This is a genomic window from Mongoliitalea lutea (assembly GCF_014652135.1).
GTDB lineage: Bacteria > Bacteroidota > Bacteroidia > Cytophagales > Cyclobacteriaceae > Mongoliitalea > Mongoliitalea lutea.
Map to the genome: position 1 here is coordinate 41,509 of NZ_BMYF01000019.1, position 17,420 is coordinate 58,928.

Below are 17,420 nucleotides of genomic sequence, written 5' to 3' on the forward strand. Positions count from 1 at the left end.
ATGAAAAAATCGCAGATCATTCTCCTTGCCTTATTTTTGATAATCGCTGGGTTCCTTACCCCTATAATCATACCACACGAAACTGACTTACTAGGGTTTTTAAGTGGAGCAGGATTTGGTGGAGGTGTTGGCTTACTCATAACACAGTTACTTAAAAAAAAGGAATCATAAAAAAAGCGAGGTTAATCAACCTCGCTTTTTACTTGTAGTTCTATTTCTTCTCCTGATTCGTCCAGGAATTTGTACTCCGTCACCGGAAGTGAGGAATCTTTAATCAGTTTAACCCACTTAAAGTATTTGAAAAACCACTTCACGCGTTTGGAAATCATACCGTTAGTAAAATACGCATACAGGTATGGATGAAGTCCAATGTGGATGTTTGATACATTTTGGATAGTAGCGATGTGTTCCAAGTCTTTTTCTAGCTGATCTGCAACTAGGATAGATGCTTGGATTTTGCCTGTTCCGTTACATGAAGGACAGACTTCTTTAGTGACAATATTGACTTCAGGTCTCACGCGCTGCCTCGTAATTTGCATTAAACCGAATTTGGTTAACGGCAGGACGGTATGTTTGGACCTGTCATCGCGCATTTCTTCTCTCATAGCATCGTAAATGGCTTTTTTATTATCAGCCTTTTTCATGTCTATGAAATCCACCACGATGATACCTCCCATATCCCGGAGGCGCAACTGTCTGGCAATTTCTTTGGCAGCAACCAAGTTAGTTTTTAATGCTGTAGTTTCTTGGTCGCTTTCTTGATTGGATTTGTTACCACTGTTGACATCGATCACATGCAATGCTTCTGTGTGTTCGATGATCACATAACCTCCCTGAGGAAGGCTGATGGTCTGTCCAAACAAGCTTTTGATTTGCTTTTCTATTCCAAAATTTTCAAAGAGCTTCGCTTTTCCGTTGTAAAGCTTAACAATTTTTTCTTTTTCAGGGGCTATACTCCTGATGTAAGATCTGATTTGATCATAGATCAATTCGTCTTCGACGGTGATTGCATCGAATGATTCGTTGAGCAGGTCTCGAATAATCGAGGAAGCCATGCTCATTTCTCCTATGATCTTGTCGCAACTTTTCGCTTTGTGAAGCTTTTTGATACCATCTTCCCAAGTTGTCACAAGATTTCTTAGATCTTTGTCTAACTCAGTCACGGATTGGCCTTCAGCTACTGTACGAATAATTACGCCAAAATTGGCTGGCTTGATCGAGGTGATCAAGCGAACAAGTCGCTTGCGCTCCTCTGCACTTCTGATCTTTTTGGAAACACTTACAGAGTCCGAAAAGGGTACAAGTACAATGTACCGCCCTGCCAAGGAGAGCTCACAGGAAAGTCGTGGACCTTTGGTGGAGATGGGTTCTTTTACCACCTGCACCAGTATCTGATGATTTTTAGAAAGGACGTTGGAAATTTTTCCAAGCTTTTCGATATCAGGCTCTAGCTCAAAGTTTTTGAAATTGAAATTAGCATACCCATTGTTTTTGATCAATTTAGTGAACTTATTCAAACTATTGATCTGCGGTCCTAGGTCTTGGTAATGCAAAAATGCATCCTTTTCATACCCCACGTCGATGAAGGCAGCATTTAGCCCATTGACGATTTTGCGGACTGTACCTAGGTAGATATCTCCAACTTTAAACTGGTTTTCTCCACCCTCAGAGTGGAGTTCAACCAAGTTTTTGTCTTTTAAAAGAGCGATCCGACTTCCGTTTTGAGCAGAATCAATTACTAATTCTGTGCTCAAATTGGTCTTGTTTGTTTATGTGAATACGATTGATTAGAAATCAAACAAGAAGAAGTGATTACTTCTTCTTATGTCTGTTTTTTCTAAGTCTTTTTTTACGCTTGTGCGTAGCGATTTTATGTCTTTTTCTTTTCTTACCGCAAGGCATAGTTTTAAAGATTTAACGTGGAACAATAATTTTATAGTCTTTCCAAGTAGCTGTCCACACTTGCCAAAATCATAGGATCCGTGCTCATGTTTCTAACTTCCTGAAACTGCTTTTTTGCTTTATTATTTTGCTTAGATTCAAAATAGCTTACGGCTAAGTAAAACTGACCTTGAATATTAGCAGGATGATGCTTGACCAACTCTTCAAAGCGCTCTACAGCTCTTCTGTGTTGACCAGATTGCATCGATAAGATTCCCATATTGAAAAGGGCATCTTCATTAGTGGGATCTGCGTCCAATATCTCACGCAACATGGTAATCCCTTGCATTGGATTGGATGAAGAAACATAGGTCATGGCCACTCTTGTTTTCAAATCCGAACGGGTAGGATTTTCATCCAGTACTTTATTCAGAAAGAAACGGGTTCTGTCCGCAAGATAAGCAACCTTTTCTTCATTCAATGCAAATGTGTAGGCTTCATAGTAGGCAATACCAGCTTTTTCGAAGCGCTCCAAGGATTGTATCCTGTCCGCAGCTTTATCTAAGAAGTATGCCGCAGAATCAAATTTACCTGCCTGAGAATATAAAGATGCAAGCGTATCTGTAAGCGCTGCGAAACGCTCTAAATCATTTTCCTTGTTGAGTTTTTCAGAAATGCGTTGCAATGCTTCCTGCGCCTCGGGGGCAATTGGGGCATTGTGCAAATCTTCCATACCAGAAGGAGATGAACTGCCTGCTTCTGAAATAGCCGATTCACCATCATCATTTTTGACAATAACTCTAGGCAGTGAAAACAACAAACCTATAGCAACGACTCCGATAACGATAGCAATGATCTGTGACTTTTTCATAAGCAGGACTTTTACTCCAAATTAGTCTTGTGGAGCTAGTTCTTTAATTTTTTTGCTGTTTTTGATTTTCTCAATAAACACTTTGGAAGGCTTGAATGCTGGCACATAGTGCTCATCGATTACAATCGCAGTGTTCTTAGAAATATTACGTGCAATTTTCTTTGCTCTCTTCTTATTGATGAAGCTTCCGAAACCTCTCACGTAAATATTTTCTCCTTCTGCCATGGAATCTTTTACCACTTTGAAGAACGCCTCAACTGTCTGAGTCACATCGTCTTTCTGGATTCCAGTTTTTTCCGAAATCTTGGTGATTACTTCTGCTTTAGTCACTGTTGTTGAATTTAAATTATTATCGAATAAGCTTAACCAGCTATTAACCAACTATTTTTGGGACTGCAAATTTAAAGGAAGCAATTCAATATAAAAACAAAAAGCCCAAAATTAGATTGAATTGTTTAACATTATCTTCACATCAAACAAACGTATCGCCTTGAGTACAAACGCCTTTGCACACAATATTCTCCAATGGTTTGAGACCAATAAGCGGGATTTACCATGGAGAAACACTAAAAACCCATACATCATTTGGTTATCTGAGATCATTTTACAGCAAACAAGAGTGGCTCAAGGGCTACCTTATTTTGAAAAATTTTTAGCCAATTACCCAACAGTAGAGGACTTGGCAGCAGCTCCCAGTGAAGAAATCATGCGCTTATGGCAAGGATTAGGATATTATTCCCGTGCTAGAAACCTCCACTTTTGTGCCCAGCAAGTGGTAAACGAATACGGAGGAAGCTTTCCTACTAGCTACAAAGAATTGCTGAAACTAAAAGGCGTGGGTAGTTACACTGCAGCAGCCATTGCCTCGTTTGCTTTTGATGAGCCCGTTGCGGTGGTCGACGGAAATGTATTTAGAGTGCTTGCCAGGTATTTTGGAATTGCTACAGATATTGCTAGCCATGCAGGCAAGAAAGAGTTTGAAGTCTTAGCCAATGAAGTACTTCCTCCAAGCAAAGCGGGAAGTTACAATCAGGCAATTATGGAATTTGGAGCACTGCATTGTACGCCTAACAAACCAAATTGCGACACTTGTCCGCTCGTGCGATCTTGTGTGGCCTTTACCAACAATTTGGTCCAAGACCTGCCTGTCAAAATAAATAAAGTGAAAATAAAGGAGCGATATTTTCAATACTATCAAATCACTTGCGGAGATCAGGTAATTATTCGTCAAAGAGGGCCAAAAGATATTTGGGAGGGATTATTTGAATTTCCTTTGGTAGAAACTAATCAAAAAGAGGAGCTTCAACTTACTAATAAAGGAATTTTAGAAGACTTAGAAATTATTCCGACACAAGTTGTCCATGATTCTTCACAAGTATTCAAACATATCCTGTCACATCAAAGAATTTTTGCCAACTTTGTGAGGTTCGAATTTGAAAAAGCGCATGAGGAGCAGCTGAAACAGTGGGCCCATGCACAAAATTGGCAGTTGGTATCAAACGAGACTTTTGAAAACTTAGGAAAGTCCCGATTGATTTTAAGGTATTTGAACGGTGAGGAATAATCCGTATATTTTAGGGATTCATTTTTGTTAAACATTTAAACAATTGAAACGATGGCAGGAGTAAACAAAGTTATTTTGGTTGGCAACTTGGGTTCAGACCCAGAAGTGAGGCATTTGGAAGGCGACAAAGTAGTTGCTAATGTAAGTTTGGCCACTACCGAGAGTTACAAAGACCGCAGTGGTAACCGTATTGACAATACCGAGTGGCATGATTTGGAGCTTTGGGACGGTTTGGCCAAGATTGCAGAATCTTATTTAAAAAAAGGAAGCAAAATCTATGTAGAGGGGAAAATAAAAACCGATACTTGGCAGGATGAGCAGGGAAATAACAGAAGAAAAGTACGTATCAGGGTTTTAAATATGACCATGCTTGACTCCAGACAAGATGGAGGAGGAGCTCCCGCTCAATCAGGTGGCTACCAACAAAGTCAGCCTCAAAATAGACCTATGCAGCCGGCATCTTCTGCACCAGAACCGCTTCAGGAGGACGATGATTTACCATTCTAAGCTTAAGGGTTTGAACTTTTGCTTTTTATTTGCTTAATTTTGCAAATATCAATTTTGAATTTAGATGGACGACCCATACCCGAGTCTTTTGTCGCTAGTTGAAACTGTACATGTTTCAACTAGCTACCTTTTGATAAATGGCTTGATTTTTATCCTGCTATTAATCTCTTCTGGCTTAGTATCAGGTTCTGAAGTCGCCTTTTTTTCTTTAGATGCTGATGATGTAGATGAGCTACAAAAAGAGCAGCATCCAAGTTATCCAACAGCAAAAAAACTTATTGAAGCTCCCAAGAAGCTATTGAGTACCATATTAATTCTCAATAATCTGATCAATATTGCGTTAGTTACCTTGACAACTTTTTTTGTTTGGGATTTATTTGGGACTGATGCCAAGGGAATTGCAATACTCTTAGGACAAACGATCGGTGTAACTTTCTGTATTGTATTCTTTGGTGAAATTGTACCAAAGGTGTATGCTACGAAGGCCAAAAAGGAATTTTCACTTTTGATGGCGCCAGCACTTACTATTGCATCCAAACTTTTAAGTCCTCTATCATTCCTTTTAATGAGGTTCAGTGATATAATCGAACGCAGGATAGAAAAAAAAGGCTATGCGCTTTCCGTGGATGAATTGAATCAGGCTTTGGAGATCACAAGTGAAGAAAGCACCGAAAGCGAAAAAGACATCTTAAAAGGCATTGTAAATTTTGGCACGTTGACCGTGAAGCAGGTAATGCATTCCCGAATGGAAATCACTGCCGTGGAGATCGATACCGATTTTCATGAATTGATGGATAAAATCAATAAATCAGGCTACTCCAGAATTCCTGTTTATCGAGAAACGATCGATAATGTGGAAGGCATTCTCTATATCAAGGACCTACTTCCCTATATTGAGAAGGATGAATTTTTCGAATGGCAGAAACTGTTACGGAAAAGCTTCTTCATCCCAGAAAATAAAAAGGTAGATACCCTTCTTAAGGATTTTCAAAAAAAGCGAGTCCACATGGCAATAGTTGTGGATGAGTATGGAGGTACTTCCGGACTTGTAACCTTGGAAGATTTGATTGAAGAAATTATTGGAGAAATCAACGATGAATTTGATGATCCAGAAGATTTTTATTTCAAAGAGATTGACAGCAACACCTTTATATTTGAAGGCAAAGTTTCCTTGAATGATTTCTGCAAAAAGTTAGATTTGGACCAAGGGATATTTGATGAAGTTAAAGGAGAAAGTGAATCGCTTGGAGGCTTGTTGTTAGAATTAAACGCCAATCTCCCAAAAAATGGCTCCAAAATTCAGTTTGAAACTTTTGAGTTCACCATCCTTGCTGTAGATACTAAAAGAATCAAAAAGGTTAAAGTGTCTATGCTGGACAAGTACCCGGATAAATTAGGGAATTACGAAGATTAACAAACTATACTGATTTTGTAAAAACTCCGATTTACCAAATTTAATTTTAGAAGTTGATTTTTTAACCCTTGTGAAAGCAATGCTTTATAGGAAGTCAGAATTAAAAAATTTTTATGATTTCGAAAAAAATTTCTTTAAACCATTTTTTACGATTCAATCACAATTTTTTGAATATCAACATCAAAATTAAACCAGTATATGCTGTTGTAACATAAATTTACTCGATATGGGTTGAATTATAAGACTAATTTGATTTTTTCTATTTATCAATCGAAAGTCTATTTTGATGAATAAGCCGTATCAAATAGGATATTTGGTTAACTAGATTTTAAAAAAAGTAATTTTTTTTGTATTTTTTGCAACCAAATTAAAGAAACCTATTAAATATTCTGTGATGAGTAAAGGATTATACGATGAAGCATTTGAACATGACGCCTGTGGCATAGGGGCGGTTGTGAACGTGAAGGGGGAGGCATCACATGAGACCATCAGCGATGCATTATTTATGCTCAGCAACATGGAACACCGAGGTGGTCGGGGCAGTGACCCTAAAACCGGTGATGGCGCTGGCATCCTCATTCAAATTCCACATAACTTTCTTAAGGAAATCTGTAAAAGAGGAGGAATTGAGCTACCCGAAAAAGGAAGTTATGGAGTAGGGATGACTTTTTTCCCAAAGAACAAACAACTCTACAAAAAATCAAAAGCACAACTCAATGCCATACTTGAAGAATTAGATTTCAAGCTACTAGGTTATCGGGAAGTTCCGGTAGATGAGACTGTCCCTGGTTCGGGAGCGCTGGATGTGATGCCAAACATTGAAATGGTATTTGTCAGCCATAAAAATGGCTTGCAGGATATCGATCTAGAGCGCAAGCTTTATGTATTAAGAAATTATGCGACCAAAACGATCAACTCCAGTATTCCTGGGGTTAACTCATCGTTTTATTTTGCGAGCTTCAGTTCGGAGACACTTATATATAAAGGCCAGTTAAGAACTGATCAGGTATTACCTTTTTATAAGGACCTTCAAAACAAGCATATCAGCTCCGCTTTGGCCGTAGTGCATTCCCGGTTTTCTACCAATACCTTTCCTAATTGGCGATTGGCACAACCCTTCCGTTACCTCTCCCACAATGGAGAGATCAATACTATCCGTGGAAATCTCAACAAAATGAAATCCAAGGAAACGCTTATGCGATCGGTACATTTCTCAGATGATGAGCTTTCCAAATTACTCCCCATCACCAACAAGCATAATTCTGACTCGGCCAACTTAGATGCTATGGTAGAATTGTTGACCTTAAGTGGTCGGCCGCTTCCGCATGTGATGATGATGCTCGTGCCAGAAGCTTGGCAGGACAATCAATTGATGGATAAAGAGCGGAAAGCATTCTATAAGTTCCATGCAGCATTAGTAGAACCTTGGGATGGTCCGGCGGCATTGCTGTTTACAGATGGAAAATCGCTGGGAGCCACCTTGGATAGAAATGGATTGCGCCCATTGAGATATTTTATCACCAAAGATGATCGTCTGATCTTATCTTCTGAAGCTGGTGCTTTACCTATCCGCGAAGCAAGTATTGTGGAAAAAGGAAGGATCAGTCCAGGTAAAATGTTGATGGCTGATTTGGTCAATGGCAAAATTTTATTTGATGATGAGATCAAAAAGAGCATTTGCGACAATAAGCCCTATGAGAAATGGGTCAATGAAGAGCGCTTAAAGCTCCGGTTAATGCCAGATCCTAAAAAATTGGAACATCCCTACTCCATTGAAAACCTCAAGAAGCGTCAGACAATCTTTGGATATACTTCTGAAGAAATCAAGGTTGTATTATCCCCTATGGGTGATACCGCTTATGAGGCAATCGGTTCTATGGGTGCGGATACTCCGTTGGCTGTGTTGTCCAAACAAAGCCAGCATATATCTAATTACTTCAAACAGCTTTTTGCCCAAGTAAGTAACCCTCCAATTGATCCGATTCGGGAACGGTTAGTGATGTCTTTGTTTACCCGAATTGGAGAAAGTCACAATATTTTGGCAGAAACGCCCCGTCATACCCGACAGATTCATATTTCCCAGCCAGTATTGCTCAATGAGGACCTAGAGAAACTCAAACATCTGGAGGAACATGGATACAGAGCTGTGACTTTAACCTCCCATTTTGAAGCGAATCATGAACCTGGTAGCTTGCTGACATCATTAAATAACTTATGCAAAGAAGCAGAAGGCGCCATCTATGCAGGAAAAAATATTATCATCATTTCCGATAGAAATTCAACGGAGCAAAAAGCACCGATTCCTTCCTTATTGGCTATTGGTGCCGTACATCATCACTTAGTGAAGAAAAAGCTGCGTACCCGAGCAGGGTTGGTATTGGAATCAGGAGATATCCGAGAAACACACCATTTTGCAACAGCAATCGGGTATGGAGCTTCCGCCATCAACCCTTACTTGGCACTGGAAACCTTAGCTGATTTGAATGAGCGTGGTTTGCTTACCAAAATGCTCGATCAAAAACAACTTTTCAAAAACTACCAAGATGCTCTGGGTAAAGGCTTATTGAAGGTATTATCCAAAATGGGTATCAGTACCTTACAATCTTACCAAGGAGCACAAATTTTTGAGGCAATCGGCTTGGGTCCAGAGGTAATAGACAGATGCTTCAAAGGTACGATCAGTAGAATCTCCGGTATTTCTTTTGATGAACTGGCGGAGGAAGTGTTGATTCGCCATCAAGCTGCCCATGAGACACAAAGCACTGTACTAGAAACGGGCGGGGTATACCAATGGAAGCGAAGAGGTGAAAAACACTTATTCAATCCAGAAACCATCCATTTACTTCAAAAGTCTACCCGATTGGGAGATTATGAGCTCTACAAAAAATTCGCTCAAAAAATCAATGAACAAACAAAGGATGCGCTAACACTTCGCGGACTGTTTGAATTCAAAAAACGGATTTCAATCCCACTAGAAGAAGTAGAACCTGAAGAAGAAATTCTGAAGCGCTTTGCCACAGGAGCTATGTCTTTTGGTTCGATCTCACATGAAGCACACGCTACGTTGGCTATAGCCATGAACAGAATCGGTGCAAAATCCAACAGTGGGGAAGGTGGGGAAGATGAGATCCGATTCAAAAGAAAGGAAAATGGTGATTGGGAGCGTTCGGCCATTAAGCAAGTTGCCTCCGGTAGATTTGGGGTAACTTCCAACTACTTGACTAACGCTGAAGAATTACAGATTAAAATGGCTCAAGGTGCCAAGCCTGGAGAAGGCGGACAGTTGCCAGGCCATAAAGTAGATGACTGGATCGGGAGAGTGAGACATTCGACACCGGGTGTGGGATTGATATCCCCTCCACCTCATCACGATATTTATTCGATTGAAGATTTGGCTCAGCTGATCTATGACCTAAAAAATGCTAATCGCAGAGCCCGCATCAATGTAAAATTAGTATCACAAGCAGGTGTAGGAACGGTTGCAGCAGGTGTAGCCAAAGCACAGGCAGATGTGATTTTGATTTCCGGTGCGGATGGAGGTACAGGTGCATCTCCTTTGAGTTCTATTCGACATGCAGGCTTACCTTGGGAACTTGGTCTTTCTGAAGCCCACCAAACGCTGGTAAAAAATAACCTGAGGAGCCGTGTGGTCTTACAGACCGATGGGCAACTACGAACAGGTAGGGATATAGCCATTGCAACTTTATTGGGAGCAGAAGAATGGGGGATCTCTACAGGAGCCTTGGTTGTGGAAGGATGTATCATGATGCGTAAATGCCATCTCAACACTTGTCCGGTAGGGATTGCTACGCAGGACCCTGAGTTAAGAAAATTATTCACGGGTGATCCAGATCATGTCGTGAATTATTTCAAATTCTTGGTTCAAGACCTTCGTGAAATCATGGCCTCACTAGGTTTCCGAACTGTGGACGAAATGGTCGGACAGTCGGATGTCTTGAAAACAGGCCACATGGATCATTGGAAGTGGGATAAACTAGATCTGTCCCCTATTTTCCATAAAGTAGAGGTTCCTGATCATGTAGGCATCCACAAGCAGATTGATCAAGAGTTTGAATTGAAAAAAATCTTGGATAGGAAGCTATTAGAAGCGGCTATTCCAGCTTTGGAGCAAGCCAATCCTGTTCAAGGAAGTTTTAAAATAAAAAATACAGACCGAACAGTAGGCGCAATGCTCTCCAATGAGATTTCAAAAATCTACGGAAGTCCGGGCTTACCAGAAGATACCATCCATTTTCAGTTTACTGGATCGGCAGGACAGACGTTTGGTGGTTTCTTAACCAAAGGTGTGACTTTCGAACTGGAAGGTGAATCCAATGACTATTTTGGTAAGGGATTATCAGGAGGCAAGTTGATCGTATATCCTAGTAGGAATGCCTCTTTTGTACCCCATGAAAATATCATCATCGGTAACGTAGCATTCTACGGGGCCACTTCAGGCGAAGCCTATATCAACGGAAAAGGTGGAGAGCGTTTTTGTGTGAGAAATTCCGGCGTACAAGCCGTGATAGAAGGTATCGGAGATCATGGCTGCGAGTATATGACAGGTGGACTTGTGATCAACTTAGGTGAAATCGGTAGAAACTTTGCTGCCGGTATGAGCGGAGGTATAGCATATATACTCAAGGAGTACGAATACCTCATCAATACAGAGATGGTGGACTTGGATCCTTTGAATGAAGATGATTTTGTTACCATCAAATCCAAATTGCAGGTACATCAGCAGCTGACTGCTAGTAGCTTGGCCACTGAATTCTTGGATCACTGGAGCGAGTACAAGGAAAAATTCATCAAGGTAATTCCAAGGGATTACAAAGAGGTATTACGAAAAAAAGCATTAGAAAAAACTTCAACATTGGTATAAGATGGGAGCTAAAGACGGATTTATGAAGTTTCAGCGGGAATTGCCCCAATCGCGTCCCCCGCAAGAACGAATTAACGATTACAAAGAAATATATCAGGATTTTGATCAAGATAAGTTAACGAAACAGGCCGCAAGGTGCATGGACTGTGGGGTGCCCTTTTGTCATCAGGGTTGTCCTCTAGGAAATGTAATTCCAGAGTTTAACGATGCTGTGTATAGGAATGAATGGGAAGAAGCCTATTTTATTTTGAAAAGCACAAATAATTTCCCAGAGTTCACAGGTAGGATATGTCCAGCACCTTGCGAGTCTTCGTGCGTATTAGGAATCAACAAAGATCCTGTAGCTATCGAGTTGATAGAAAAATCAATCGTGGAAAAGGCTTACGAAATGGATTTGGTCAAGCCTAATCCTCCCAAAACCCGCACTGGCAAAACAGTAGCAGTGATTGGTTCAGGCCCTGCAGGATTGGCTGCAGCCGATCAACTCAATCAAGCAGGTCACGAAGTAACTGTCTTTGAAAAAGATAAAAAAGCTGGAGGCCTTCTGCGATATGGTATACCTGATTTCAAATTGGAGAAATGGGTCATCGATCGCCGTATCCAACTGATGGAAGCAGAAGGTGTGATTTTCAGTAATGGAACAGAGGTAGGCTTCAATATCAAGGCTGAAAATATTTTACGGAATTTTGATGCTGTCCTCATCGCCACCGGAGCACAACAACCAAGATCCCTCAATATCAAAGGTTCTGATTTGAAAGGGGTTCATTTTGCTATGGATTTCTTGGGCAAACAAAACCAGGTAATTGGTGGTGAATTGGAAGAAAATCCCATTCATGCCAAAGACAAGCATGTAATCGTCATTGGAGGTGGTGATACTGGTTCAGATTGTATCGGTACATCTAATAGACATGGGGCCAAAAGCATTACTCAATTAGAACTCCTTCCTAAGCCACCGCAACAACGGACAGTATTAAACCCTTGGCCGGAATGGCCCATGACCTTGAAGACTTCTAGTTCTCATGAAGAAGGTGCCGAACGGGTATTTTCTATTTTGACCAAAGAATTTGTTGGAAATGCACAGGGAGAAGTAACGGGATTGGTGTTGGTTGATCTTGAGTGGAAAGAGGAAAATGGCCGCATGCAATTTGTGGAGATTCCAGGTACTGAGCGGACGATTGATTGTGATTTAGCATTTATTGCTATTGGCTATACAGGTCCTGCGGATAATGGGCTTTTAGGAGCGTTTGGTGTAAAACAATACGAAAATACCTTGCCTAAGTCCAAAAACTACCAAAGCACAAATGCAAAAGTATTTTTGGCCGGAGATATGCGTAGAGGGCAGTCCTTGGTAGTATGGGCAATATCCGAAGGAAGAGAAGCCGCAGTGGCTGTGGATGAGTACCTCATGGGAAGCTCCACACTTCCCAAAAAAGATGAAGGTTATTATGAAGTAGAAGAACGCTTCATTGCTGAGTAAGAGATTTAGTTTAGTTAACAGACCCAAAATCAAAAAGTGAGACCATTGGTCTCACTTTTTTGTTTGTATGCGGCAATCTATCGTTAAAACTAATTCATTATTGGGTTTAATTTACTTGTTGGTGGTCCTTTTCTTTTACGCTCTTGGGAACGCTTTCCTTGTGGACGTGCCCCTTCTTCACTCCATCCTCTGCGGTTTTGCATGCGAGGCCCTTCACCTTGTCTTTCACGGTTTTGCATTTGAGGCACTTGTCCCCTTCGCTGTTGGTTTTGGGCACGCATTTCTTCCCACTTTTCCTTTTGTTCAGGAGTTAAGACCTCTTGGATGGCATCTCTTTGAGCGCGTTGCTGCTGCATCATTTTTGACCGCATTTGCTCACGCTCCTCTCGGCGGGCTTCAAATTCTGCTTGCCTTTTGGTGGCATTTTCTAAGTTAATTGCATATACAGCCTCTTGCTGTTCTGCAGTTAGCGCTAATTGTTCCGACATCCGCTCGGTCATTCGCTTAGCCCTTTCTTCAGGATTTTGGTTTGGTCCTGGACCTCTTTGTGCAAAACCCGCAAAAGAAATCAATAACATCGTGGCAATCAATAATAGCTTGTTCATGGCTTCAATAGTTTGGTATTTGTGAAACATCTTCGCAAGAAAGCATTACCCGGGATTAGCCATTCTGTATGCGATTTATACTTATTAGACTAAGCAAAACTGAAGAGGTTTAAAGTAGGCTATGGTTAAAAGTGTTAAGAAAGGTTAAGAAGGGGGGAGTGATTTGATCGGTTGCTGAGCGAGGTCGACGCCAGTATTTAGAGGTCAACAGTCGACGGACGACTGTCAACAGCTTCGTTTATGGTGGATTACCTATTCACATTTTTACAACCAGAATCCCTACTTGGTTCTTGGTTCGTGGTACCTTGTACAAAATGATCTTTCTTTAAATTTTGAAAATTAACATACACACTTCATGAAAAACATCTACTACTTTGGCTATGCCAGTAATCTGGATATTGCGACGTTAAATGGGAGGCTTCCAGAGGAGCCAACTTTTATAGGAATTGGCATATTAGCTGACCATGAATTTGAATTCAGTTATCCTAATCCAGATGGAAGTGCACGGGCAAATATTCAAGAGAAAAGTGAGGCTCAAGTAATTGGCTTGGTGTTTCAAATTTCTGAATCTTCCGTAGCGTATTTCCTCAATTCTGAACCTGGTTATGATTTTATAGAGAAGGAAGTCTTGTTGAATACTGAAGTTATTACTGCATACACTTTTCAGTCCGGAATTCGTAGGGAGGGTCTCATTCCGAAACAGGATTATGTGGAGACCATTCTCAAGGGAGGGAAAGCCCAAGGAATCTCCGAAGCTTATCTTGCAGAAATCAAGAAGAAATCTCAGATCTCATAATCAGGCTCTTCGGTCATCCATTTTCGTTTGAATTCTTTCACGTAGCGAGGCCTGATTAATAGACGTAAACTTGGATCAAACGAAAGATATTTCCATGCCCAAGTAAGTAAAATTTCCAATTTATTACGAACACCCAAAATGGCCATTAAATGAACAAAAAGCCATACAAACCATGCAAAAAACCCTCTAAAACTTACAAAAGGTAAATCGACTACTGCCATACTTTTACCAACAGTTGCCATGGAGCCTAGATCTCTATACTTAAATGGCTTCCAAGGTTTCCCCTTGAGCTCATACTTAAGGTTATTTGCCAAATTTGAGGCTTGTTGGATCGCTACTTGGGCAACTTGTGGGTGTCCTTTGGGGTATTTTTCATCGATCAATACACATTGATCACCCACTACAAAGATATTTTCTGATCCTTTCAATTGGTTGAATTCATTGACCAACAGGCGGCCATTTGGAGCTTTTTGATCTTCAGTGATTCCCTCTAGTGTATTGGCTTTGATTCCCGCTGCCCATAACAAAGTGACCGTTTTTATCGAAGGTTTGTCTTTTAACTGAACCGTAAATCCATCGTAATCCGTCACCATGGTGTGCAACATGACTTCTACTCCTAACTTTTGGAGATACTCCAGTGCTTTGTCCCGTGATTTTTCCTTCAATCCAGCCAAAAGACATGGACCTGCTTCAATTAAAATTACCCGCATATTCTGAAAGCTAAGTTGAGGATAATCTTTAGGCAAAACTTTGTTTCGTAGTTCTGCAATAGACCCCGCCAATTCTACCCCTGTAGCACCACCCCCAACAATGACCACATTCATAATCGGTTTACGCTCCTCAGGATCGGCAATATTAACCGCCCGTTCATAGTTGGAAATGATTTTGTTTCGAATGTATAAGGCTTCTGAAGTGGATTTCATCGGAGCAGAAAACTTGTGGACATTTGCATTGCCAAAGTAATTGGTGCTTGCTCCTTGGGATAAAATTAGGTAGTCATAGCTAAGTGTGCCCAGATTTGTCAACAGTAAGTTTTCTTCTTTTTTAATCTGTTGCACGACCGCCATTCTAAAAATGACATTGGGTGTTTTGTGAAAAGCTCTTCGTAATGGAAAAGAAACTGCATCCGGAGGCAAGGCTGCTGTGGCCACCTGATACAACAAGGGCTGAAACATGTGGTAATTGTTTTTATCCAACAATACCACCTGATAACCTGTGTGCGATAGTTTTTGGGCCAGCTTTAATCCGGCAAACCCTCCTCCGACAATTACGATTCGTTTATATACAGGCTTACTAATATTCGGAATAGGAGTTAAGGGAGTGCTCATATAGATGGATTTGAGTGTAAAAATGAAATGGTATAAACAAATATAAAAGATTTCTTAATTTTACCGAGCTTTTAAACAAATACAAACGATGGGAAGAGCATTTGAATTCAGAAAAGAACGAAAGTTTAAACGTTGGAGTAAGATGTCCAAGGTTTTTACCCGCTTGGGTAAGGAGATAGTCATGGCAGTCAAAGCAGGCGGTCCTGACCCAGCGAATAATACCAAGCTTAGAACTGTAATTCAAAACGCCAAAGGAGCTGCTATGCCAAAAGATAGGATAGAAGCAGCTATCAAACGTGCCTCCAATAAGGACGAAAAGAATTACGAAGAAATCGTATATGAAGGCTATGGACCTCATGGTATAGCAGTCATCATTGAAACCTCGACAGATAATACAAACCGAACAGTTGCTAACATTAGAAGCTATTTCACCAAATCCAGTGGCTCTCTAGGTACATCAGGATCGGTGAGTTTTATGTTTGATAAGAAGGCTGTGTTCCGATTTGCCCAAGGAGCGTTCGATTTGGAAGAAATGGAATTAGATCTGATCGACTTTGGATTGGATGAAATTGCAGAAAACGAAGGCGAGATTTTCGTATATACGGCATTTGAAGACTTTGGACGCATGCAGAAAGCACTGGAAGATCGAAATATTGACATTACCAATGCCGATTTCCAATGGTTCCCTGCTACTACCGTTGAGCTATCTCCCGAGCAAGAAGAAGAAATCAACAAACTAATTGAAAGGCTGGAAGACGATGACGATGTCAATCAAGTCTTCACCAATATGGCCTAATTTTCACCTCAAGGTATTCTGAATAAGCAATCATAGCTCAGTCAGAATACCTTTCACACTTATTTACTCATGGCATTTCCCAAACGGAAAAACATTCAATCAGAAAAAAGACAGTTTTTAATCATAGTTGGCAGTAAAAACCCTGTAAAGATCAGCTGCACCGACTCAGCCTTTCACCAGGCTTTTGATGACGCATTCCTAATCGAAGGACTCAATGTTGGCTCTGGAGTTTCCAACCAACCTGTTGGTGATCAGGAGACTTACCAAGGTGCATTGAACAGGGCTGTGAATTCCAAAGCTGTTTTCCCCGAAGCAGATTACTGGGTAGGTATAGAGGGTGGAATTGAGGAAATCGGCGATGAAATGCAAGCCTTTGCTTGGGTAGTAATCATCGATAAATCTGGAAAAATTGGAAAAGCAAAAACAGCGACATTCTTCCTGCCTCCGGCAATAACAGCCCTTGTAAAGGGGGGAATGGAGTTAGGGGAAGCTGATGATCAGTTTTTCCAGCGAGAAAATTCCAAGACGGGAAATGGAGCTGTGGGTATTTTGACCCATGAGCGGATTGATAGGAAAAATTATTACACACCGGCTGTTATTTTGGCTTTAATTCCATTCTTGAATCCAGAGATTTACTAAAAAGCTGCCTATAATGCATAGATTTTATCAATTAGTTTTTCCATTGTATACACAGTAATTTTGCAGTCTCATATTACTAAAACGAAGATGCTACAAGAATTAGAAAACGATACGCTACAGCAGTTTCTTGCTGATAATGAAAAAGTTATTGTACAATACGGAGCTACTTGGTGTGGCAATTGTCGTATTATGAAGCCAAAAATGAAAAGGCTTGCTGGTGAGTTTGAAGATGTTAAATTCATCTATGTGGATGCAGAGAAATTTCCAGAATCCAGAAAATTTGCACAGGTAACCAACTTGCCAACCTTTGCTGCTTTCAAGAATGGCACCTTGGTCAACCAAAATCAAACGAATAAAGAAGAAATCCTAAAAAGCTTGGTTCATGAGATTGCCTCTAATTAAACATGTGTTAGCTTTTGTCGAAGCTAATGACGAGGACTGGGTAAATGAAACCCTAGAACTACTTGAGCACCTTGCAGATAGTCCTGCATTGAAGGACGAGGAGCTGGAAGTCATTGGTGAACTTATTTCAAACCTTTACGGTTCTTTAGAAGTTAATCAAATGATTAAATCAGGTCAAGATAAAAAAGAAGCCTTGAATGCATTTATGAAACGCGTTACAGGTTCAATAGATAACTAAAAGCTGAAGTTGTTTGTCAC

General features: G+C 40.6%; 15 protein-coding genes. 10 read left to right on the plus strand and 5 right to left on the minus strand.

The window, feature by feature from the left end:
• Positions 1-182 precede the first annotated feature (182 nt).
• The 3 genes from IE080_RS14620 to IE080_RS14630 all read right to left on the minus strand — a co-directional run bounded on the left by IE080_RS14620 (position 183) and on the right by IE080_RS14630 (position 3,133).
• The gene (locus tag IE080_RS14620) at positions 183-1,754 is read right to left on the minus strand and encodes an Rne/Rng family ribonuclease (protein ID WP_189584150.1); all 1,572 of its coding nucleotides are present in this window, start codon (positions 1,752-1,754) and stop codon (positions 183-185) included.
• A gap of 179 nt (positions 1,755-1,933) precedes the next feature.
• Positions 1,934-2,752, minus strand: coding sequence for a tetratricopeptide repeat protein (locus IE080_RS14625; RefSeq protein ID WP_189584152.1), 819 nt, complete (start codon positions 2,750-2,752; stop codon positions 1,934-1,936).
• Positions 2,753-2,773: 21 nt separating this feature from the next.
• Positions 2,774-3,133 carry an HU family DNA-binding protein gene (locus IE080_RS14630; protein ID WP_262893061.1) on the minus strand — a complete coding sequence of 120 codons (360 nt, stop codon included), beginning with the start codon at positions 3,131-3,133 and terminating at the stop codon, positions 2,774-2,776.
• A 109-nt stretch (positions 3,134-3,242) separates the two neighbouring features.
• Here IE080_RS14630 and mutY point away from each other — a divergent pair, with 109 nt between their 5' ends.
• The 5 genes from mutY (at position 3,243) to IE080_RS14655 (ending at position 12,596) form a co-directional block, all read left to right on the plus strand.
• Entirely contained in the window at positions 3,243-4,316 is a 1,074-nt protein-coding gene (gene mutY / locus IE080_RS14635) for an A/G-specific adenine glycosylase (protein ID WP_189584155.1), read from the plus strand.
• 51 nt (positions 4,317-4,367) lie between these two features.
• On the plus strand, positions 4,368-4,823 hold the full coding sequence (locus IE080_RS14640; RefSeq protein ID WP_189584158.1) for a single-stranded DNA-binding protein: 456 nt from the start codon (positions 4,368-4,370) through the stop codon (positions 4,821-4,823).
• A 64-nt stretch (positions 4,824-4,887) separates the two neighbouring features.
• Positions 4,888-6,237, plus strand: coding sequence for a gliding motility-associated protein GldE (gene gldE, locus IE080_RS14645; RefSeq protein ID WP_189584161.1), 1,350 nt, complete (start codon positions 4,888-4,890; stop codon positions 6,235-6,237).
• Positions 6,238-6,631: 394 nt separating this feature from the next.
• A complete protein-coding gene (gltB, locus tag IE080_RS14650; protein WP_189584164.1) occupies positions 6,632-11,119 on the plus strand; it encodes a glutamate synthase large subunit in 4,488 nt (1,495 codons plus the stop codon).
• A 1-nt stretch (position 11,120) separates the two neighbouring features.
• Positions 11,121-12,596, plus strand: coding sequence for a glutamate synthase subunit beta (locus tag IE080_RS14655; RefSeq protein ID WP_189584167.1), 1,476 nt, complete (start codon positions 11,121-11,123; stop codon positions 12,594-12,596).
• A gap of 89 nt (positions 12,597-12,685) precedes the next feature.
• Here IE080_RS14655 and IE080_RS14660 read toward each other — a convergent pair whose 3' ends face one another.
• Positions 12,686-13,201: a DUF4890 domain-containing protein gene (locus tag IE080_RS14660; RefSeq protein WP_189584170.1), complete on the minus strand. Its 516-nt coding sequence runs from the start codon at positions 13,199-13,201 to the stop codon at positions 12,686-12,688.
• Between the two features lie 355 nt (positions 13,202-13,556).
• Between IE080_RS14660 and IE080_RS14665 the strand changes: the two genes are divergently transcribed.
• Complete coding sequence (locus tag IE080_RS14665) at positions 13,557-13,997, plus strand: gamma-glutamylcyclotransferase family protein (RefSeq protein ID WP_189584173.1); 441 nt, start codon at positions 13,557-13,559, stop codon at positions 13,995-13,997.
• On the opposite strand, the gene IE080_RS14670 is transcribed toward IE080_RS14665, so the two are convergent.
• On the minus strand, positions 13,985-15,325 hold the full coding sequence (locus IE080_RS14670) for an NAD(P)/FAD-dependent oxidoreductase (RefSeq protein ID WP_189584176.1): 1,341 nt from the start codon (positions 15,323-15,325) through the stop codon (positions 13,985-13,987). The genes IE080_RS14665 and IE080_RS14670 overlap by 13 nt on opposite strands.
• Before the next feature lie 88 nt (positions 15,326-15,413).
• Between IE080_RS14670 and IE080_RS14675 the strand changes: the two genes are divergently transcribed.
• From IE080_RS14675 to IE080_RS14690, 4 genes are all read left to right on the plus strand, one after another.
• Positions 15,414-16,121, plus strand: coding sequence for a YebC/PmpR family DNA-binding transcriptional regulator (locus IE080_RS14675; RefSeq protein WP_189584179.1), 708 nt, complete (start codon positions 15,414-15,416; stop codon positions 16,119-16,121).
• Between the two features lie 69 nt (positions 16,122-16,190).
• On the plus strand, positions 16,191-16,760 hold the full coding sequence (gene yjjX, locus IE080_RS14680; protein WP_189584182.1) for an inosine/xanthosine triphosphatase: 570 nt from the start codon (positions 16,191-16,193) through the stop codon (positions 16,758-16,760).
• A gap of 87 nt (positions 16,761-16,847) precedes the next feature.
• On the plus strand, positions 16,848-17,162 hold the full coding sequence (locus IE080_RS14685; RefSeq protein WP_189584185.1) for a thioredoxin family protein: 315 nt from the start codon (positions 16,848-16,850) through the stop codon (positions 17,160-17,162).
• Entirely contained in the window at positions 17,143-17,400 is a 258-nt protein-coding gene (locus tag IE080_RS14690; RefSeq protein WP_189584188.1) for a DUF6952 family protein, read from the plus strand. Before IE080_RS14685 ends, IE080_RS14690 begins: the two co-directional genes overlap by 20 nt.
• The last annotated feature ends 20 nt before the right edge of the window (positions 17,401-17,420 follow it).